Origin of the sequence: Burkholderia sp. NLJ2 (assembly GCF_049487195.1) — a bacterium.
In the GTDB taxonomy this organism is placed as follows: domain Bacteria; phylum Pseudomonadota; class Gammaproteobacteria; order Burkholderiales; family Burkholderiaceae; genus Burkholderia; species Burkholderia pyrrocinia.
This window is the reverse complement of record NZ_CP137808.1, coordinates 2,902,139-2,917,982: the sequence shown is the minus strand read 5'-3', so window position 1 is coordinate 2,917,982 and position 15,844 is coordinate 2,902,139. Positions and strand designations below refer to the sequence as shown.

Sequence of the window (15,844 nt, the reverse complement as noted above, 5' to 3'; positions counted from 1 at the left end):
GTGACCGGCGGGAACCGGCCCTAAGCTGCCTCGTTGCGCCACTGCGCGCACGCGGCGGCGATCTCGCGCGCGAGCGCGATGCACGACAGCGGCGCGGAGCCTTCCGCCTTGTTGTTGATCGTGATGATCACCGGCTGCCCGGCCAGCGCATAGCGCGCGGCCAGTTCGGCGAGCGCCGAGCGGGTGGCCGGATCCTCGTCGACGAGCTTGTCGAACGGTTCGTACTTCGCTTTCGCCTGTTCGTACTTGAAGCCGCCGTGCAGGCTCCAGCGCACGATCAGCGGGCCCGGCGCGTCGCCGTCGAGCAGCGCGAGCGCGGCGGCCTGGCGCAGCGGGTCGGGCATTCGCGCGTGCAGGCCGACGCAGTAGCGCACGCCGAGCGCGGCGAGCGCGCGGATGAAGCGCGGCGTGAGCAGGCTCGCGTCGCGGATCTCGATCGCGTAGCGCGGGCCGTCGGCTTCCGGCGGCAGCGGCGGCAGCGCCGCGAAGAACGCGGCGAGCCGGTCGATCAGCGCGGCCGGTTCGGCGAGCAGATGATCGGGCAGCGGCGAGAACTGGAACACGAGCACGCCGGCCTTCCGGCCGAGCCCTTCGACGCATGGCTGCACGAATTCCCGGGTGGCGAGCTGCGCGTCGAGGAAGGTCGGGTTCGGTCCCGACGGTTCGCCGCGCCGGCCGCGCACGACCGCGTCGGTCACGGAGGCCGGCGCCTTCACGACGAAGCGGAAATCGTCGGGCACCTGCTGCGCGTAGCGCAGGTAGTCGGCGACGGACAGCGGGCCGTAGAACGACCGGTCGAGACTCACGCTCTTCAATAGCGGATGCGCGCCGTATGCCTCGAGCCCTTCGCGCGACAGTTTCGTCTGCGCGAAATCGCCGTCGTAGACGATGCCGTTCCAGCCGGGGAAGTACCACGACGACGTGCCGAGCCGGACATTCGGCGGCAGGCCGGCCGCGGCGTCGGCGACGTCCGCCGCGATCGGCGCGGGCAGCACGCCGCGCCGGCGCCGGCCTTGCTTCGGCGGCGCGGCCGGCGGAGACGGTTCGTCCCACAGCTGGCCGGACGCGGGCGGCGGTGCGTCGTCGGAAGAGCGGGAGGCTGCGCGGGCGGGCGGCGCCTGCCGCGCATCGTCATGCGGGTTCGACGTCACGCGTTCATCGGCGTTTGCAGCGGGTGTGTCGTCCGCGGGCGGCGACGCGCGTGCGGCGTCCGCCGGCACGCCGAACAGGTCGAATTGTCCGTCGGCGTGCGACCCGTCCGTGTCGTCGTGCCGCTGTCGTTCCGGCGGCGCCTTGCGCCGCGTCCTGCCGTCACCCATGCATGCCCAGCGTGAAGCGCCGCCTAGCGCGGCAGCGCGTGTTCGTACATATAGCGCCGCGACCACGGCAGCGTTTTCGCGCTGCGTCCGGCCTTGCGGCACACGATCTGGAAGATCGACACGTCGTCGTGCTCGAATGCATACGCGCAGCCGGCGAGATACACGCGCCAGATGCGGAATTTTTCATCGTCGACGAGTTTTCGCGCTTCCTCGGCCTTCGCCTCGAAGTTTTCCGCCCAGATATCGAGCGTGCGCGCATAGTGCCGCCGCAGGCTTTCGACGTCAACCGCTTCCAGCCCGCCGCGCTGCGCCGCTTCGATCGCGAGGCTGATGTGCGGCAGCTCGCCGTCCGGGAACACGTAGCGATCGATGAACTCGCCGCCGCCGAGCGCCGTTTCGCCGCTTTCCGCGTCGGTCGACGTGATCCCGTGGTTCATCGCGATGCCGTCGTCGGCGAGCAGTTCGCGCAGCCGCGAGAAGTACAGCGGCAGGTTCTTGCGGCCGACGTGCTCGAACATCCCGACGCTCGTGATGCGATCGAACTGGCCGTCGATCTCGCGGTAGTCCTGCAGGCGGATCTCGATCTTGTCTTCCAATCCCGCGGCCTTCACGCGCGCGGTTGCGAGGTCGAACTGGTTCTGCGACAGCGTTACGCCGAGACACGTCGCGCCGAACTTTTGCGCGGCGCGCAGCACGAGCGCACCCCAGCCGCAGCCGATGTCGAGCAGGCGCTGGCCCGGCTGCAACTGGATCTTCGTCAGGATATGGTCGATCTTCTTGATCTGCGCGGTGGCAAGATCTTCGTCGCCGTTCTCGAAGTACGCGCACGAGTACACCATGTTCTCGTCGAGCCACAGCTTGTAGAACTCGTTCGAGACGTCGTAGTGATACTGGATCGCCTTCCTGTCGGTGTTCTTCGTGTGGCTGAAGTAGCGCTTCACGCGCGCGAGCTTGCTCGCGCTCGTCACCGTGCTGCGCGCGAGCGAGTAGCTGATGTTGATGATGTCCGACACCTTGCCCTCGATGTCGATCTTGCCCTTCACGTACGCCTCGCCGAGATTGTCGAGGCTCGGTTCGAGCAGCAGCGGCAATGCCGACGCGCTGTTCACCTTCAGCGTGACCTGCGGCGCGCTGAAGGTGCCGAAATCGAGTTGGTCGCCGTTCCACAGCACCAGGCGTGCCGGTATGTTCGCTTTCGCCCGTACTTCGTCCGCCCACTGTGCCAGCTTCTTTTCCCAGAACATTTGGATTCTCCGTTTGTTCGTTGAATCGAATACAGCCAAGTATCTTGACGGCGCTCGCCGCTTGCGACGCGGGCGCCCGGATGCAATACGAGACACGACCGGCGTGTGCCGGCGCCGCGCTTACGGTGACAGGCGCGAGATCGTCCAGTCCGGCGACGTGTCGGCGTCGCGCGTATAGAGCAGGCGGTCGTGCAGCCGCGACGGGCGGCCCTGCCAGAACTCGATCGAGTCGGGCACGAGGCGGTAGCCGCCCCAGTGCGGCGGGCGCGGCGGATTGTCGCCGTAGCGTTCGCTGACGGCCTGTTCGCGCGCTTCGAGTGTCGCGCGGCTGTCGATCACGGCGCTCTGCTCGGACGCCCATGCGCCGATGCGCGAGCCGAGCGGGCGCGACGCGAAATAGCGGTCGCTTTCCTCGGCGCTGGTTTTCTCGATCCGGCCTTCGATGCGCACCTGGCGCTCGAGCTCGATCCAGTAGAACAGCAGCGCCGCTTGCGGATGCTCGGCGAGGTCGCGCCCCTTGCGGCTTTCGTAATTGGTAAAGAAGACGAACCCACGTTCGTCGACGCCCTTGATGAGCACGATCCGGGCCGACGGCCGGCCGTCGGCGCCGACGGTCGCGAGCGTCATCGTGTTCGGCTCGGGCAGTTGGGCGGCGAGCGCCTCCTTGAACCAGCGGTCGAACTGGACAAAGGGGTCGTGGGCGGCATCGGCTTCGTCGAGCGAAGCACGTGAATAGTTGATGCGGAGATCGGCGAGAGTCGTCATGTTATGCAAACGCTTCAATCTGGAACCATTGTAGCCAACGCGCGAGAAACGTGCGTGCACAGTGGCGCGTGCGAGCGGGGAGTTCAGGCAAAATAGAGGGCTGCTCGACTTACGTTTTCCTTGCTGCCATGTCCACCGCCGACGCTGCCCCGCCCAGTTCTTCTGATCTTACCCCGAGCCCGAAAATCCAGCTTGACGTGGATCGAGAGCGGCGTTTCGGTGGCGTCGCGCGGCTGTACGGCGCGCCGGCGGCGGCTGCTTTCGAGCGTGCGCATGTCGCGGTGATCGGGATCGGCGGCGTCGGGTCGTGGACGGCCGAGGCGCTCGCGCGCAGCGCGATCGGCACGCTGACGCTGATCGATCTCGACAACGTCGCGGAAAGCAATACGAACCGGCAGATCCATGCGCTCGACGGCAATTACGGCAAGCCGAAGGTCGACGCGATGGCCGAGCGGATCGCGCTGATCGATCCCGCGTGCCGCGTGAACCGGGTCGAGGATTTCGCCGAGCCCGACAACTTCGACGCGCTGCTCGGCGGCGGTTTCGACTACGTGATCGACGCGATCGACAGCGTGCGCACGAAAGTTGCGCTGATCGCATGGTGCGTCGCGAAGCGGCAGCCGCTCGTCACGGTCGGCGGCGCGGGCGGGCAGCTCGACCCGACGCGCATCCGCATCGACGATCTCGCGCTGACGATCCAGGATCCATTGCTGTCGAAGGTGCGCGCGCAGTTGCGCAAGCAGCACGGCTTTCCGCGCGGGCCGAAGGCACGTTTCAAGGTCAGCGCCGTGTATTCGGACGAGCCGCTGATCTATCCGGAAGCGGCCGCATGCGACATCGAGGACGGCGCGGAGCCGTCCACGGCCGCGCATGTGGCGGGGCTCAACTGTGCGGGATTCGGTTCGAGCGTGTGCGTGACCGCGAGCTTCGGTTTCGCGGCTGCCGCGCATGCGCTGCGCGCGATTGCGGCGCAGGCCGCCGGCTGAGCGGCGAAGCGCGGGCGTTGCTTCATGCTGCGGCGCGGGACACGCGCTGCCAGCAATACGGCGACCCAGCCGGGCCGTTGGGCCCGGCCGGTCGTTCGTCAGTTGAGCGCCATGCTCAGCTTGCGCCGCCATCCGGCGACGATATCGGGGCGGTCGCCCGCCAGCTCGAACACCGAGATCATCGTCTTGCGGCCCAGGTCGTCGCCGTACGCGCGGTCGCGCAGCACGATTTCCAGCAACTGCTCCAGCGCACCTTCATACGCGCGCCGCGCGATCAGGCTCTGCGCGAGGTCGAAGCGCGCGTCGAGATCGCCGGGGTTCGCTGCGATGCGTGCTTCGAGCGCGTCGGTCGGCGGCAGGTCGGCCGTTGCGTCGAGCGCATCGAAACGGGTCTTGATCGCCTGGTAGCGCGGATCGCCGCCTTCCACGATCTGCGGCGACAGCCGCTCGGCCTCGGCGCGCGCGACTTCGACCTGGTTGTTCGCGAGCAGCAGGTCGATCAGGTCGAGCCGCGCGTCGTCGAAACCGGGGTTCAGCGCGAGCGCCGCTTCGAGGTGCGTGAGCGCGTCGTCGTAGCGCGATTCGGCCATCGCGTACTGCGCGGCGCGGCGTTCGGCTTCCTCGGGCGCCGGCAGCAGCCGGTCGAGGAACGCGCGCAACTGGCCTTCGGGCAGCACGCCGACGAACTGGTCGACCGGGCGCCCGTCCGCGAACGCGATCACGTGCGGAATGCTGCGCGTCTGGAAGTGCGCGGCGAGTTCCTGGTTCTCGTCGACGTTGACCTTCACGAGCTTCCAGCGGCCTTCGTAATCGGCTTCGAGTTTTTCGAGCAGCGGGCCGAGCGTCTTGCAGGGGCCGCACCACGGCGCCCAGAAGTCGACCAGCACGGGCGTGTCCAGCGACGCCTCGATGACGTCTTTCTCGAATGTGGCAAGCGTGGTGTCCATGTCGTTCTCTTCGGTTCGAATATCGTCAGGATGGGGCCGGCGCGCCCCTTTTTCAACGCGGCTTCGACTCGGGCAGCGGAATCCACTCGGTCTCGCCCGGCACCTTGCCCATTTCCTGGCGCGTCCAGGCTTCCTTTGCGCGCGCGATCGCGTCGCGGCTGCTCGCGACGAAATTCCATTCGATGAAGCGTTCGCCGTCGATCTTGTCGCCGCCGAGCAGCATCGCGCGCGCGCCGCTGCCGCTCGTCAGCGTGACCGTCGCGCCCGGCGCGAGCACGGCCATCTGCTCGGCCGGAACCGGCGTGCCGTCGATCGCGAGATCGCCGTCGACCATGTAGACCGCGCGCTCCTCGTGCGACGCGTCGAGTTCGATGCGGCCGCCGGCCGCGAATTCGGCCGCGACATACAGCGTGCGCGAGAACGTCGTGACCGGCGAACGCAGCCCGAACGCATCGCCGGCGATCACCGTCAGCGACACGCCGTGTTCGTCGCGTTTCGGCAGCGTATCGGCCGCATGGTGCTCGAACGACGGCTCGGTGGTTTCGTGCGCGCGCGGCAGCGCGACCCAGGTCTGGATGCCGTGCACGGTGTGGCCGGTTGCGCGCTGCGCGTCGGGCGTGCGTTCGGAATGGACGATCCCGCGGCCGGCCGTCATCCAGTTCACGTCGCCCGGCACGATTTCCTGCCGCGAGCCGAGGCTGTCGCGGTGCAGGATCGCGCCATCGAACAGGTAGGTGACGGTCGCAAGCCCGATATGCGGATGCGGGCGCACGTCGAGCCCCGTGCCGGCTGGCAGCGTGGCGGGCCCCATGTGATCGAAGAAGATGAACGGGCCGACGAGGCGCGCGGCGAGCGCGGGCAGCGTGCGGCGCACCTGCAGGTTGCCGATGTCGCGCACATGCGGCTTCAGCAGGGCTTTGATCGAGGCGGTCATGGCGGGTCCTGTGGGGCGGCGGGGGATGCGGGTCATTGTACTGGCCGCACGCGATCGACGCGCATGGCCGATTCCATGCGCCCCGCACGGGTATCCGGCCCCGCGACGAATCCCCGGTAGACTGACCGGCTTCTCAAGAAAACGCCGGACTGCCCCAGGTTTTCTTGACCCCCCTCGAGGGCACTGGCGCGAAGCGACAGGGCTGGGGGCACTTGGACAACGATTCGACAATCGAGGAGACGCCGATGATGGCCCCGAAGGACTTGCTGCTCGCGCTGGTCGTGATCCTGGCGTGGGGCGTGAACTTCGTCGTGATCAAGGTCGGCCTGCACGGGATGCCGCCGATGCTGCTCGGCGCGCTGCGCTTTACGCTCGCGGCCGTGCCCGCGGTGTTCTTCGTGCGCCGGCCGCAGATTCCGTGGCGCCTGCTGGTGCTGTACGGCGCGACGATCCAGCTCGGCCAGTTCGTGTTCCTGTTTACCGGCATGTACGTCGGCATGCCGGCCGGCCTCGCATCGCTCGTGCTGCAGTCGCAGGCGTTCTTCACGCTCGTGTTCGCGATGCTGTTCCTCGGCGAGCGGCTGCGCGTGCAGAACCTGGTCGGGCTCGCGATCGCCGCGGGCGGGCTCGTCGTGATCGCGGCGCAGGGCGGCCGCGCGATGACGCTCGCGGGCTTCCTGCTGACGATCTGCTCGGCCGCGATGTGGGCGGTCGGCAACATCGTCACGAAGAAGGTCGGGAAAGCGAACCTCGTGTCGCTCGTCGTGTGGGCGAGCCTCGTGCCGCCCGTGCCGTTTTTCCTGCTGTCGCTGTGGTTCGAAGGGCCGCAGCGGATCGCGACCGCGCTCGCCGGGCTGAACGGCGCGTCGATCTTCGCGGTCGTTTATCTCGCGTTCGTCGCGACGCTGCTCGGCTACGGGCTATGGAGCCGCCTGCTGTCGCGTTACCCGGCCGCGCAGGTCGCGCAGTTCTCGCTGCTGGTGCCGATCGTCGGCCTCGCGTCGTCGGCGCTGCTGCTCGACGAGCACCTGACGCACGCGCAGTTGATCGGCACGGCGCTCGTGATGGGCGGGCTCGCGGTGAACGTGTTCGGCGGGAAACTGATGCGCCGCGTCGCGGTGTCGTGACGCGCCGGCACGCGCTGCGTGCCGGCGGCGGGGTGGGGTGGCCGGGTACGGCCGTCAGGCCATCCGGTTCTTCGCGAGCGGCGGATTCGCGGCGAAATAACGCTTGATGCCGCGGAAGATCGCGTCGGCCATCTGGTCGCGATAGCTGTCGTCGTTGAGCCGGCTCTCTTCTTCCGGGTTACTGATGAACGCGGTCTCGACGAGGATCGATGGAATGTCGGGCGCCTTCAGCACCGCGAACCCGGCCTGCTCGACCGAGCCCTTGTGCAGCTTGTTGATGCCGCCGACTTCCTTCAGCACGTAGTTGCCGTAGCGCAGCGAGTCGCGGATCTGCGCGGTCGTCGACATGTCGAACAGCGCGCGGTTCACGGCCGCGTCCGCCGTCTTGATGTTGATGCCGCCGATCAGGTCGGACGAATTTTCCTTGTTGGCCATCCAGCGCGCCGCGGCGCTCGTCGCGCCGTGGTCGGACAGCGCGAACACCGACGAGCCGCGCGCGGACGGCGTCGTGAACGCATCCGCGTGGATCGACACGAAGAGATCGGCGCCGACGCGGCGCGCCTTCTGCACGCGCACGTTCAGCGGCACGAAGAAATCGGCGTCGCGCGTCATCATCGCGCGCATGTTCGGTGCGCCGTCGATCTTCGCGCGCAGCTTCTTCGCGATGTCGAGCGCGATGTGCTTCTCGTACGTGCCGCCGCCGCCGATCGCGCCCGGATCCTCGCCGCCGTGGCCCGGATCGATCGCGACCGTCAGCAGGCGCACGGTGCCGCCCTTGCCGGATTTCGGCGCGGTGAATTTGTAGGTGTCGCCGTCGTCGTCGCTGTCGTCGCGGCGCGCGATGACGGGCGGCGGCTTGACCGCCGGCTTCGCGGGCGTCGAAGGCGTGGCCGCGGCGGGCGGCGTGTGCGGTGTGGCCGGCGTGTTCTGCGCGAAGCGCTGGAAGAACGCGTCGCTGTTGTCGTGGCCCGCGACGGGCGGCGTCGCCGGCCCGTTCAGGGCGCTCGGCGGCTGCATCTGCTGCGCGCGCGCCGTGTCGTTGAGCGCCTGTTCCTTGCGCTCAGTCTGCGCGATCAGGTCGGTCAGCGGATCGGGCGCGACGGCCGGATACAGGTCGAACACGAGCCGGTACTTGTAGGTGCCGACCGGCGGCAGCGTGAACACCTGCGGCTTCACCGAGCCTTTCAGGTCGAACACCATCCGCACGACGTGCGGCTGATACTGGCCGACGCGCACCGACTGGATCTGTGGATCGTTCGGCGCGATCTTCGATACGAGGTCGCGCAGCGCCTGGTCGAGATCGAGGCCGTTCAGGTCGACGACGAGACGGTCGGGCCCCTGCAGCAGTTGTTGGCTATTCTGCAGCGGCTGGTCGGATTCGATCGTGACGCGCGTGTAATCGCGTGCGGGCCATACGCGCACGCCGAGCACCGACGATGCGTGCGCGAGCCGCGGCGCGACGAGACCGAGCACCAGCGTCGACGCGCCCGCGCACAGGATCTGGCGGCGCCGCCAGTTATGCGTCGCGGTGGCCGCCGATTCGATCGAGCGGAACGGTTTGATCAACATCTTTCGAGACATGCCTTTCCTGAAGCGCTGTACGCCCGGACGGTGAGGGCACGGCCTTCGCCATCCACGTCGAGCGAGAAAACCAGATCGGGCACGCCGAGCAGCGCGCCCGCCTGTTGCGGCCATTCGACGAGGCAGATCGCGCTGGAATTGAAATATTCGCGAAAGCCTGCATCGGACCATTCGGCCGGATCGTTGAATCGATACAGATCGAAGTGATAGACCTCGAGTTCCCCATCGCTGCGTTCGAGCGCGTACGGCTCGACGAGCGTATAGGTCGGGCTGCGCACGCGTCCCTGGTGGCCGAGGCCGCGCAGGATCGCGCGCACGAGGCTCGTCTTGCCCGCGCCGAGATCGCCGACCAGCTGGATCTGCAGCCCGTCGAACGCGTGTGCGCGGGCGAGATCGAGGCGCGCCGCGTCGAGCGCGTGCGCGAAGCGGGTGCCGAAGGCCTCGGTCGCCGCTTCGTCGGCGAGTGCGATCACGCGCTCCGCGAACGGGGCTGGCAGCGTGATGGCATGAGGCGTATGGGACGTGGCTGGCATTCTCGTAAAATAGTGCGATGAACCGATTACCGGAACTCGCCGCATCCGACAGGCCTTCGACTCGTGCCGAAGGCGCGGCGCCGTGCGCGCTCGACGATGCGGCCTTGACTGCGCTCGCCGCTCGCATCAGGGCGTGGGGGCGCGAATTGGGTTTCGGGGCGATCGGCATCAGCGATACCGATCTCTCGGATGCCGAAGCAGGCCTTGCCGCCTGGCTGGAAGCCGGATACCACGGCGAAATGGATTATATGGCGAAACATGGGATGAAACGCGCGCGTCCGGCCGAACTTGTGGCCGGTACGCGACGCGTGATTTCCGTGCGGCTCGCCTACCTGCCGGCCGAAACGCTCGCCGCCGGCGCGCCCGACGGCGAGCCTGGCGCGCGCGCGCCGCACGACTGGCGCGCACGCGAACGGGCGCGGCTCGACGATCCGCAGGCGGCCGTCGTGTCGATCTATGCGCGCGGCCGCGACTATCACAAGGTGCTGCGCAACCGGCTGCAGACGCTCGCGGAGCGCATCGAGCACGAGATCGGCGCGTTCGGCTATCGCGTGTTCACCGATTCGGCGCCCGTGCTCGAGGTCGAGCTCGCGCAGAAAGCCGGCGTGGGCTGGCGCGGCAAGCACACGCTGCTGCTGCAGCGCGATGCCGGCTCGCTGTTCTTCCTCGGCGAGATCTACGTCGACATTCCGCTGCCGACCGATGCGCGCACTTCGCCCGACACCGCGCCCGAGACGCCTGGCGCGCATTGCGGCAGCTGCACGCGCTGCATCGACGCATGCCCGACCGGCGCGATCGTCGAGCCGTACCGCGTCGACGCGCGCCGCTGCATCTCGTACCTGACGATCGAACTGAAAGGCAGCATCCCCGAGCCGCTGCGGCCGATGATCGGCAATCGCGTGTACGGCTGCGACGACTGCCAGCTCGTGTGCCCGTGGAACAAGTTCGCGCAGGCTGCGCCCGTGGCCGATTTCGACGTGCGGCACGGCCTCGACCGCGCGACGCTCGTCGAGCTGTTTGGGTGGGATGCGGAAACGTTCGAGACGCGGATGCAGGGCAGCGCGATCCGGCGCATCGGCTACGAAAGCTGGCTGCGCAATCTCGCGGTCGGGCTCGGCAATGCGCTGCGCGCGAGCGCGGACCGGCTTGCGCCGCAGGCGCGCGATGCGATCGTCGCCGCGTTGCGCGCGCGGGCCGACGATCCGTCGCCGGTCGTGCGCGAGCATGTCGAATGGGCGCTGCGTGCCGCGTGAAGGCGGCGTAAAGTATCGTCGGCGCGCGGCGGTGCCGCGCGCATCCATCGCTCAGGAGAGGGCAATGTTCAATGCAGTCATCGACGCGCCGTTCGGCAAGGTCGGCATCCGCACGGATGCCGCGGTGGTGCGCGAGATCGTCTATCTGCCCGAATCGGTGAAGTCGGTCGATCCGGATTCGCCGCTCGCGGAGCGCGCGGTCAAGCAGATCGAACGTTATTTCGAGCGCGCGTCGGCGCGCTTCGACCTGCCGCTCGCCGAAGTCGGCAGCGCGTTCCAGCACCGCGTGTGGGACGTGATCAGCGATATCCCGCCCGGCACGGTGCTGACCTACGGCCAGGTCGCGAAGCGGATCGGCAGCGCGCCGCGCGCGGTCGGCCAGGCGTGCGGCGCGAACTACTTCCCGCTCGTGATCCCATGCCATCGCGTCGTCGCGGCCGGCGGCCTCGGCGGCTTCGCGAACCACGACGACAACGGTTATTACCAGAAGGTGAAGCGCTGGCTGCTGGCGCATGAGGGCGTGCCGTACTGATGAGCGAACCGCTGATTTCCCCCGAAGCCGACGGCGATGCCGCCGCGGCATCGCCCGCGCTGCTCGCGAGCAGCGCGTCGATCGACGTGTTCTGCGATGCGCTGTGGCTCGAGCACGGGCTCGCGCGCAACACGCTCGACGCGTACCGGCGCGATCTGGTGCTGTTTTCCCAATGGCTGGCCGCGACGCACGACGCACCGCTCGATTTGGCCGACGAGGCGATGGTGACGGGCTACATCGCCGCGCGCAGCGACGGCAAGGCGACGTCGTCGAACCGGCGGCTGTCGGTGTTCCGTCGCTATTACGGCTGGGCCGTGCGCGAGCATCGCGCGAGCGCGGACCCGACGCTGCGGATCACGTCCGCGAAACAGGCGGCCCGGTTTCCGTCGACGCTGTCCGAGGCGCAGGTCGAGGCGCTGCTCGGCGCGCCCGACATCGGTACGCCGCTCGGCCTGCGCGATCGCACGATGCTCGAACTGATGTATGCGAGCGGGCTGCGCGTGAGCGAGCTCGTGACGCTGAAGACCGTCGAGGTCGGCCTCAACGAGGGCGTCGTGCGCGTGATGGGCAAGGGTTCGAAGGAGCGGCTCGTGCCGTTCGGCGAAGTCGCGCACGGGTGGATCGAGCGTTACCTGCGCGACGCGCGGCCGGCGCTGCTCGGCGCACGCGCGGCCGACGCGCTGTTCGTGACCGCGCGCGGCGACGGGATGACGCGCCAGCAGTTCTGGAACATCATCAAGCGCCACGCGCAGCAGGCCGACGTGCGCGCGCACCTGTCGCCGCACACGCTGCGGCATGCATTCGCGACGCACCTGCTGAACCACGGCGCCGACCTGCGCGTCGTCCAACTGCTGCTCGGCCACAGCGACATCTCGACCACGCAGATCTATACGCACGTCGCGCGCGAGCGGCTGAAGACGCTGCACGCGCAGCACCATCCGCGCGGCTAACGCACGGCGGCGCGCAAATCCGGCACGGCGCGGGCTCCGCAGCGCGCGCCGGCCAGCCGGGTCAGACCAGGTCGCGCAGCTTGTGCTTCAGCACCTTGCCCGTCGATGCGGCCGGCAGTGCTTCGAGCACGCGGATGCGAGCAGGGCGTTTGTAGGGCGCCAACCGCTCCGCGCACCATGCGTGCAACGCCGCTTCGTTCGCTGCCGCGCCGGGCACCAGCTCGACGAACGCGAGCACTTCCTCGTTGCCTTCGATCGCGCGGCCGATGACGGCGGCCTGAACGACGTCCGGATGTGCGTTCAGCACCTGCTCGACTTCGACCGGATACACGTTGAAGCCGGAACGGATGATCAGTTCCTTGCTGCGGCCCGCGATCGTCACCGCACCATCCGCTTCCTGCCGCGCGAGATCGCCGGTGCTCAGCCAGCCGTCCGGCGACACGGCCGCACGCGTCGCATCCGCGTTGCGGTAGTAGCCGAGCATCACGTTCGGCCCGCGCACGCGGATCTCGCCGACTTCGCCTTGCGGCACGTCGGTGCCGTCCGGCGCGACGATCCGCATGTCGACGCCCGGAATCGGCACGCCGACCGAACTGTCGGCGCGCGGCGCGTCGAGCGGCGTTTGCGTGATCGTCGGGCTGCTTTCGGTCATCCCGTAGCCGTTGTGCAGCGGCACGCCGTACGTGCGCTCGACGCGCGCCTTCAGGTTCGCGTCGAGCGGCGAGCCGCCCGAATACGCGAAGCGCAGGCGCGGCGCGTGCCATGCGTGGCCGTGCGTGTGCAGGTGTTCGAGCAGCTTCGCGTGCATCGCGGGCACGCCCTGGAAGATTGTCACGCCTTCGTCGGCGAGCGCGACGCGCACGGCCTCCGGCGCAAAGCGCGGCGCGAGCCGCAGCGTCGCGCCCGCATACAGGCTGCCGAGGCAGACCGACGCGAGCCCGTACACGTGCGACACCGGCAGCACCGTGTAGACGACGTCGTCCGGCGACACGCGGCGCAGCGTGCTCGACGTCGCCGCGATGAACAGCAGGTTGCGGTGCGACAGCATCACGCCCTTCGGCGCGCCGGTCGTGCCGGTCGTGTAGATCAGCGCCGCGCATTGCTCGGCGCCGTCGGTGGCCACCGGTTCGGCAAGCGCGCTCGCATCGACGCGATACGACCACGCGCCGATGTCGACCGGCAGCGCGCCGGCGAGCGTTGCGCCGCGCCGCGCCGCGTGGGCACGTGCGTCGGGCGATGCATCCGTCGCGAACGCGATCAGCTTCGGACGCGCGTGTGTGGCGATCGCATCGAGTTCGCCGGCCGACAGCCGTGCGTTCGACACGAGCGCCCATGCGTCGAGGCGGGCGACCGCGAACAGCAGCACGATCTGCGCGACGCAGTTTTCCGCGACGATCATCACGCGGTCGCCGCCTTGCACGCCGAGGCTCGCGAGCCGCGCGGCGGCCGCATCGACGGCCTGCGACAACGCGCCGTACGACAGGCGCCGCGCGTCTTCGATCAGCGCCGGATGCTCGGGTGCCTGCGCGGCCCAGCGCGCGGGCACGTCGGCGATGCGGCCGGGCAGCGCGGCCAGCAGTGCTTTGACGTCGAGCGGCTCGGATGAACGGATGGTCGAGGGCATGGCGTCTCCAGAAAAGGGGCGGGCGGCGGCGTGACGATGTTTGCGAACGATCGTGCCATGACGGCGCGCGCGCCACAATCGGCCAATCGGGCAATAGCGCTTCGCGATGTCCGCAATGATGATGAGCGGAATCGTTGCGGCGATGCCGCGGGCCGCCCGGCGGAAAACGGGCCGCGAGTATACCGCCGGCGCGGCCACGCGATTGCGCGAGCGCTGGTCGTTCGCCATTAGAATGCCGCCATGAGCAAATCCAGACACGTGTCCGAAACCCCCGCGACCCAGCTGTTGCGCCGCCATGGCGTCGCGTTCGGCGAGCATCCGTACGAATACGTCGAGCACGGCGGCACCGGCGAATCGGCGCGCCAGCTCGGCGTCGACGAGCACAGCGTCGTGAAGACGCTCGTGATGGAGGACGAACACGCGAAGCCGCTGATCGTGCTGATGCACGGCGACCGCACCGTGTCGACGAAGAACCTCGCGCGGCAGATCGGCGCGAAGCGCGTCGAGCCATGCAAGCCCGACGTCGCGAACCGTCACTCGGGTTATCTCGTCGGCGGCACGTCGCCGTTCGGCACGCGCAAGACGATGCCCGTCTACGTCGAGGCGACGATCCTCGAATTGCCGACGATCTACCTGAACGGCGGCCGTCGCGGTTATCTCGTCAGCCTCGAGCCAGCGGTGCTCACGTCGCTGCTCGGCGCGCAGCCCGTGCAGTGCGCGAGCGTCGACTGAGGGTTTCACCTTCGTGGCAGGCCGTGCTCGTTCGGTAGAATGGGCGCCGTTTCGGCTTGCCGCACATAGCCTTCCCTTTACCGATACGTTGAAAGAAGAGTCCTCCGCATGCAGATCCTGCTCGCCGCCCTCGTTGCCTACCTGATCGGTTCGGTGTCGTTCGCCGTCGTCGTCAGCGGGGCGATGGGCCTGGCCGACCCGCGTTCGTACGGGTCGAAGAATCCCGGCGCGACCAACGTGCTGCGCAGCGGCAACAAGAAAGCCGCGATCCTGACGCTCGTCGGCGACGCGTTCAAGGGCTGGATCGCCGTCTGGCTCGCGCGGCACTTCGGCCTGCCCGACGTCGCGGTCGCGTGGGTGGCGATCGCCGTGTTCCTCGGCCACCTGTATCCGGTGTTCTTCCGCTTCCAGGGCGGCAAGGGCGTCGCGACCGCGGCCGGCGTGCTGCTCGCCGTGCACCCGGTGCTCGGGCTCGCGACCGCGCTGACCTGGCTGATCGTCGCGTTCTTCTCCCGCTATTCGTCGCTCGCGGCGCTGGCGGCGGCCGTGTTCGCGCCGGTGTTCGACGTGTTCCTGTTCGGCACGGGCCACAACCCGGTCGCGTGGGCCGTGCTCGCGATGAGCGTGCTGCTCATCTGGCGTCACCGCGGCAATATATCGAAGCTGCTCGCGGGGCAGGAGAGCCGGATCGGCGACAAGAAGAAGGCGGCCGCGGACGGCGGCGCGCAGGACGGCGGGAAAGCCTGACGCAGCGGCGCTTGCCGCGCGCCGGGCGCGCAGCGTGTGCGGGGCCCGGCGGGATGACGGATCGGCGGCCGATCAGTCGCGGAAGTTGTTGAAGTCGAGCGGCGTATCGGTCACGTCCTTGCGCAGCATCGCGATCACGCCCTGCAGGTCGTCGCGCTTCGTGCCCGCCACGCGCACCGCGTCGCCCTGGATGCTCGCCTGCACCTTGATCTTGCTGTCCTTCACGAGCCGCACGATCTTCTTCGCGAGGTCGCCCGTCACGCCTTTCTTCACGGTGACGATCTGCTTGACCTTGTCGCCGCCGATCTTCTCGACCTTGCCGTAGTCGAGAAAGCGCACGTCGACGTTGCGCTTGGCCAGCTTGCCGATCAGCACGTCCTTGACCTGGCCGAGCTTGAAATCGTCGTCGGCGAACAGCGTCAGCTCGCGTTCCTTCTGCTCGACGCGTGCGTCGGAGCCCTTGAAGTCGAAGCGCGTCGAAATTTCCTTGTTCGACTGCTCGATGGCGTTCTTCACTTCGATCATGTTCGCTTCGGAAACGACGTCGAACGATGGCATGGTTTTCTCCCT

16 protein-coding genes are annotated in these 15,844 nt (G+C 68.5%); 7 read left to right on the top strand and 9 right to left on the bottom strand.

Annotated features, from left to right (window positions below; all coding sequences use genetic code 11):
* Window positions 1–20: 20 nt before the first annotated feature.
* The 3 genes from R9B84_RS13460 to pdxH all read right to left on the bottom strand — a co-directional run bounded on the left by R9B84_RS13460 (window position 21) and on the right by pdxH (window position 3,328).
* Entirely contained in the window at window positions 21–1,319 is a 1,299-nt protein-coding gene (locus R9B84_RS13460; RefSeq protein ID WP_423758307.1) for a DUF72 domain-containing protein, read from the bottom strand.
* A gap of 23 nt (window positions 1,320–1,342) precedes the next feature.
* Window positions 1,343–2,563 carry a class I SAM-dependent methyltransferase gene (locus R9B84_RS13455; protein ID WP_423758306.1) on the bottom strand — a complete coding sequence of 407 codons (1,221 nt, stop codon included), beginning with the start codon at window positions 2,561–2,563 and terminating at the stop codon, window positions 1,343–1,345.
* A 120-nt stretch (window positions 2,564–2,683) separates the two neighbouring features.
* Window positions 2,684–3,328 carry a pyridoxamine 5'-phosphate oxidase gene (pdxH, locus tag R9B84_RS13450; protein WP_047898875.1) on the bottom strand — a complete coding sequence of 215 codons (645 nt, stop codon included), beginning with the start codon at window positions 3,326–3,328 and terminating at the stop codon, window positions 2,684–2,686.
* 128 nt (window positions 3,329–3,456) lie between these two features.
* Here pdxH and tcdA point away from each other — a divergent pair, with 128 nt between their 5' ends.
* Entirely contained in the window at window positions 3,457–4,314 is an 858-nt protein-coding gene (tcdA, locus tag R9B84_RS13445) for a tRNA cyclic N6-threonylcarbamoyladenosine(37) synthase TcdA (protein WP_065499336.1), read from the top strand.
* A 98-nt stretch (window positions 4,315–4,412) separates the two neighbouring features.
* Here the strand turns inward: tcdA and trxA are convergent, their stop codons facing one another.
* Window positions 4,413–5,261: a thioredoxin gene (trxA, locus tag R9B84_RS13440; RefSeq protein WP_423758305.1), complete on the bottom strand. Its 849-nt coding sequence runs from the start codon at window positions 5,259–5,261 to the stop codon at window positions 4,413–4,415.
* 52 nt (window positions 5,262–5,313) lie between these two features.
* Entirely contained in the window at window positions 5,314–6,195 is an 882-nt protein-coding gene (locus tag R9B84_RS13435) for a pirin family protein (protein WP_423758304.1), read from the bottom strand.
* 248 nt (window positions 6,196–6,443) lie between these two features.
* On the opposite strand from R9B84_RS13435, the gene R9B84_RS13430 reads away from it, so the two are divergent.
* The gene (locus R9B84_RS13430; RefSeq protein ID WP_423760001.1) at window positions 6,444–7,322 is read left to right on the top strand and encodes an EamA family transporter; all 879 of its coding nucleotides are present in this window, start codon (window positions 6,444–6,446) and stop codon (window positions 7,320–7,322) included.
* 54 nt (window positions 7,323–7,376) lie between these two features.
* On the opposite strand, the gene R9B84_RS13425 is transcribed toward R9B84_RS13430, so the two are convergent.
* Both R9B84_RS13425 and tsaE read right to left on the bottom strand, forming a co-directional pair.
* A complete protein-coding gene (locus tag R9B84_RS13425) occupies window positions 7,377–8,903 on the bottom strand; it encodes an N-acetylmuramoyl-L-alanine amidase (RefSeq protein ID WP_423758303.1) in 1,527 nt (508 codons plus the stop codon).
* Complete coding sequence (gene tsaE / locus R9B84_RS13420) at window positions 8,885–9,436, bottom strand: tRNA (adenosine(37)-N6)-threonylcarbamoyltransferase complex ATPase subunit type 1 TsaE (RefSeq protein ID WP_423758302.1); 552 nt, start codon at window positions 9,434–9,436, stop codon at window positions 8,885–8,887. The genes R9B84_RS13425 and tsaE overlap by 19 nt, the downstream gene beginning before the upstream one ends.
* A 17-nt stretch (window positions 9,437–9,453) precedes the next feature.
* Between tsaE and queG the strand changes: the two genes are divergently transcribed.
* The 3 genes from queG (at window position 9,454) to xerD (ending at window position 12,171) form a co-directional block, all read left to right on the top strand.
* On the top strand, window positions 9,454–10,689 hold the full coding sequence (gene queG / locus R9B84_RS13415; RefSeq protein WP_423758301.1) for a tRNA epoxyqueuosine(34) reductase QueG: 1,236 nt from the start codon (window positions 9,454–9,456) through the stop codon (window positions 10,687–10,689).
* 64 nt (window positions 10,690–10,753) lie between these two features.
* Entirely contained in the window at window positions 10,754–11,221 is a 468-nt protein-coding gene (locus R9B84_RS13410; protein WP_338638465.1) for a methylated-DNA--[protein]-cysteine S-methyltransferase, read from the top strand.
* Complete coding sequence (xerD, locus tag R9B84_RS13405; RefSeq protein WP_423758300.1) at window positions 11,221–12,171, top strand: site-specific tyrosine recombinase XerD; 951 nt, start codon at window positions 11,221–11,223, stop codon at window positions 12,169–12,171. The genes R9B84_RS13410 and xerD overlap by 1 nt, the downstream gene beginning before the upstream one ends.
* A gap of 61 nt (window positions 12,172–12,232) precedes the next feature.
* Here the strand turns inward: xerD and R9B84_RS13400 are convergent, their stop codons facing one another.
* Window positions 12,233–13,795 (bottom strand): class I adenylate-forming enzyme family protein, encoded by a 1,563-nt coding sequence (locus R9B84_RS13400; RefSeq protein WP_423758299.1) that lies wholly within the window; start codon window positions 13,793–13,795, stop codon window positions 12,233–12,235.
* A 240-nt stretch (window positions 13,796–14,035) separates the two neighbouring features.
* On the opposite strand from R9B84_RS13400, the gene ybaK reads away from it, so the two are divergent.
* Entirely contained in the window at window positions 14,036–14,527 is a 492-nt protein-coding gene (gene ybaK, locus R9B84_RS13395) for a Cys-tRNA(Pro) deacylase (protein ID WP_048245167.1), read from the top strand.
* Between the two features lie 108 nt (window positions 14,528–14,635).
* The gene (plsY, locus tag R9B84_RS13390) at window positions 14,636–15,274 is read left to right on the top strand and encodes a glycerol-3-phosphate 1-O-acyltransferase PlsY (RefSeq protein ID WP_048245165.1); all 639 of its coding nucleotides are present in this window, start codon (window positions 14,636–14,638) and stop codon (window positions 15,272–15,274) included.
* Between the two features lie 72 nt (window positions 15,275–15,346).
* Here plsY and R9B84_RS13385 read toward each other — a convergent pair whose 3' ends face one another.
* Window positions 15,347–15,832 (bottom strand): YajQ family cyclic di-GMP-binding protein, encoded by a 486-nt coding sequence (locus tag R9B84_RS13385; RefSeq protein ID WP_423758298.1) that lies wholly within the window; start codon window positions 15,830–15,832, stop codon window positions 15,347–15,349.
* Window positions 15,833–15,844: the final 12 nt, after the last annotated feature.

Excerpts from the sequence above, each read along its gene's own strand:
- R9B84_RS13460 (WP_423758307.1), bottom strand. The coding sequence starts at position 1,319 with ATGGGTGACGGCAGGACGCGGCGCAAGGCGCCGCCGGAACGACAGCGG.
- R9B84_RS13455 (WP_423758306.1), bottom strand. The coding sequence starts at position 2,563 with ATGTTCTGGGAAAAGAAGCTGGCACAGTGGGCGGACGAAGTACGGGCG.
- pdxH (WP_047898875.1), bottom strand. The coding sequence starts at position 3,328 with ATGACGACTCTCGCCGATCTCCGCATCAACTATTCACGTGCTTCGCTC.
- tcdA (WP_065499336.1), top strand. The coding sequence starts at position 3,457 with ATGTCCACCGCCGACGCTGCCCCGCCCAGTTCTTCTGATCTTACCCCG.
- trxA (WP_423758305.1), bottom strand. The coding sequence starts at position 5,261 with ATGGACACCACGCTTGCCACATTCGAGAAAGACGTCATCGAGGCGTCG.
- R9B84_RS13435 (WP_423758304.1), bottom strand. The coding sequence starts at position 6,195 with ATGACCGCCTCGATCAAAGCCCTGCTGAAGCCGCATGTGCGCGACATC.
- R9B84_RS13430 (WP_423760001.1), top strand. The coding sequence starts at position 6,444 with ATGGCCCCGAAGGACTTGCTGCTCGCGCTGGTCGTGATCCTGGCGTGG.
- R9B84_RS13425 (WP_423758303.1), bottom strand. The coding sequence starts at position 8,903 with ATGTCTCGAAAGATGTTGATCAAACCGTTCCGCTCGATCGAATCGGCG.
- tsaE (WP_423758302.1), bottom strand. The coding sequence starts at position 9,436 with ATGCCAGCCACGTCCCATACGCCTCATGCCATCACGCTGCCAGCCCCG.
- queG (WP_423758301.1), top strand. The coding sequence starts at position 9,454 with ATGAACCGATTACCGGAACTCGCCGCATCCGACAGGCCTTCGACTCGT.
- R9B84_RS13410 (WP_338638465.1), top strand. The coding sequence starts at position 10,754 with ATGTTCAATGCAGTCATCGACGCGCCGTTCGGCAAGGTCGGCATCCGC.
- xerD (WP_423758300.1), top strand. The coding sequence starts at position 11,221 with ATGAGCGAACCGCTGATTTCCCCCGAAGCCGACGGCGATGCCGCCGCG.
- R9B84_RS13400 (WP_423758299.1), bottom strand. The coding sequence starts at position 13,795 with ATGCCCTCGACCATCCGTTCATCCGAGCCGCTCGACGTCAAAGCACTG.
- ybaK (WP_048245167.1), top strand. The coding sequence starts at position 14,036 with ATGAGCAAATCCAGACACGTGTCCGAAACCCCCGCGACCCAGCTGTTG.
- plsY (WP_048245165.1), top strand. The coding sequence starts at position 14,636 with ATGCAGATCCTGCTCGCCGCCCTCGTTGCCTACCTGATCGGTTCGGTG.
- R9B84_RS13385 (WP_423758298.1), bottom strand. The coding sequence starts at position 15,832 with ATGCCATCGTTCGACGTCGTTTCCGAAGCGAACATGATCGAAGTGAAG.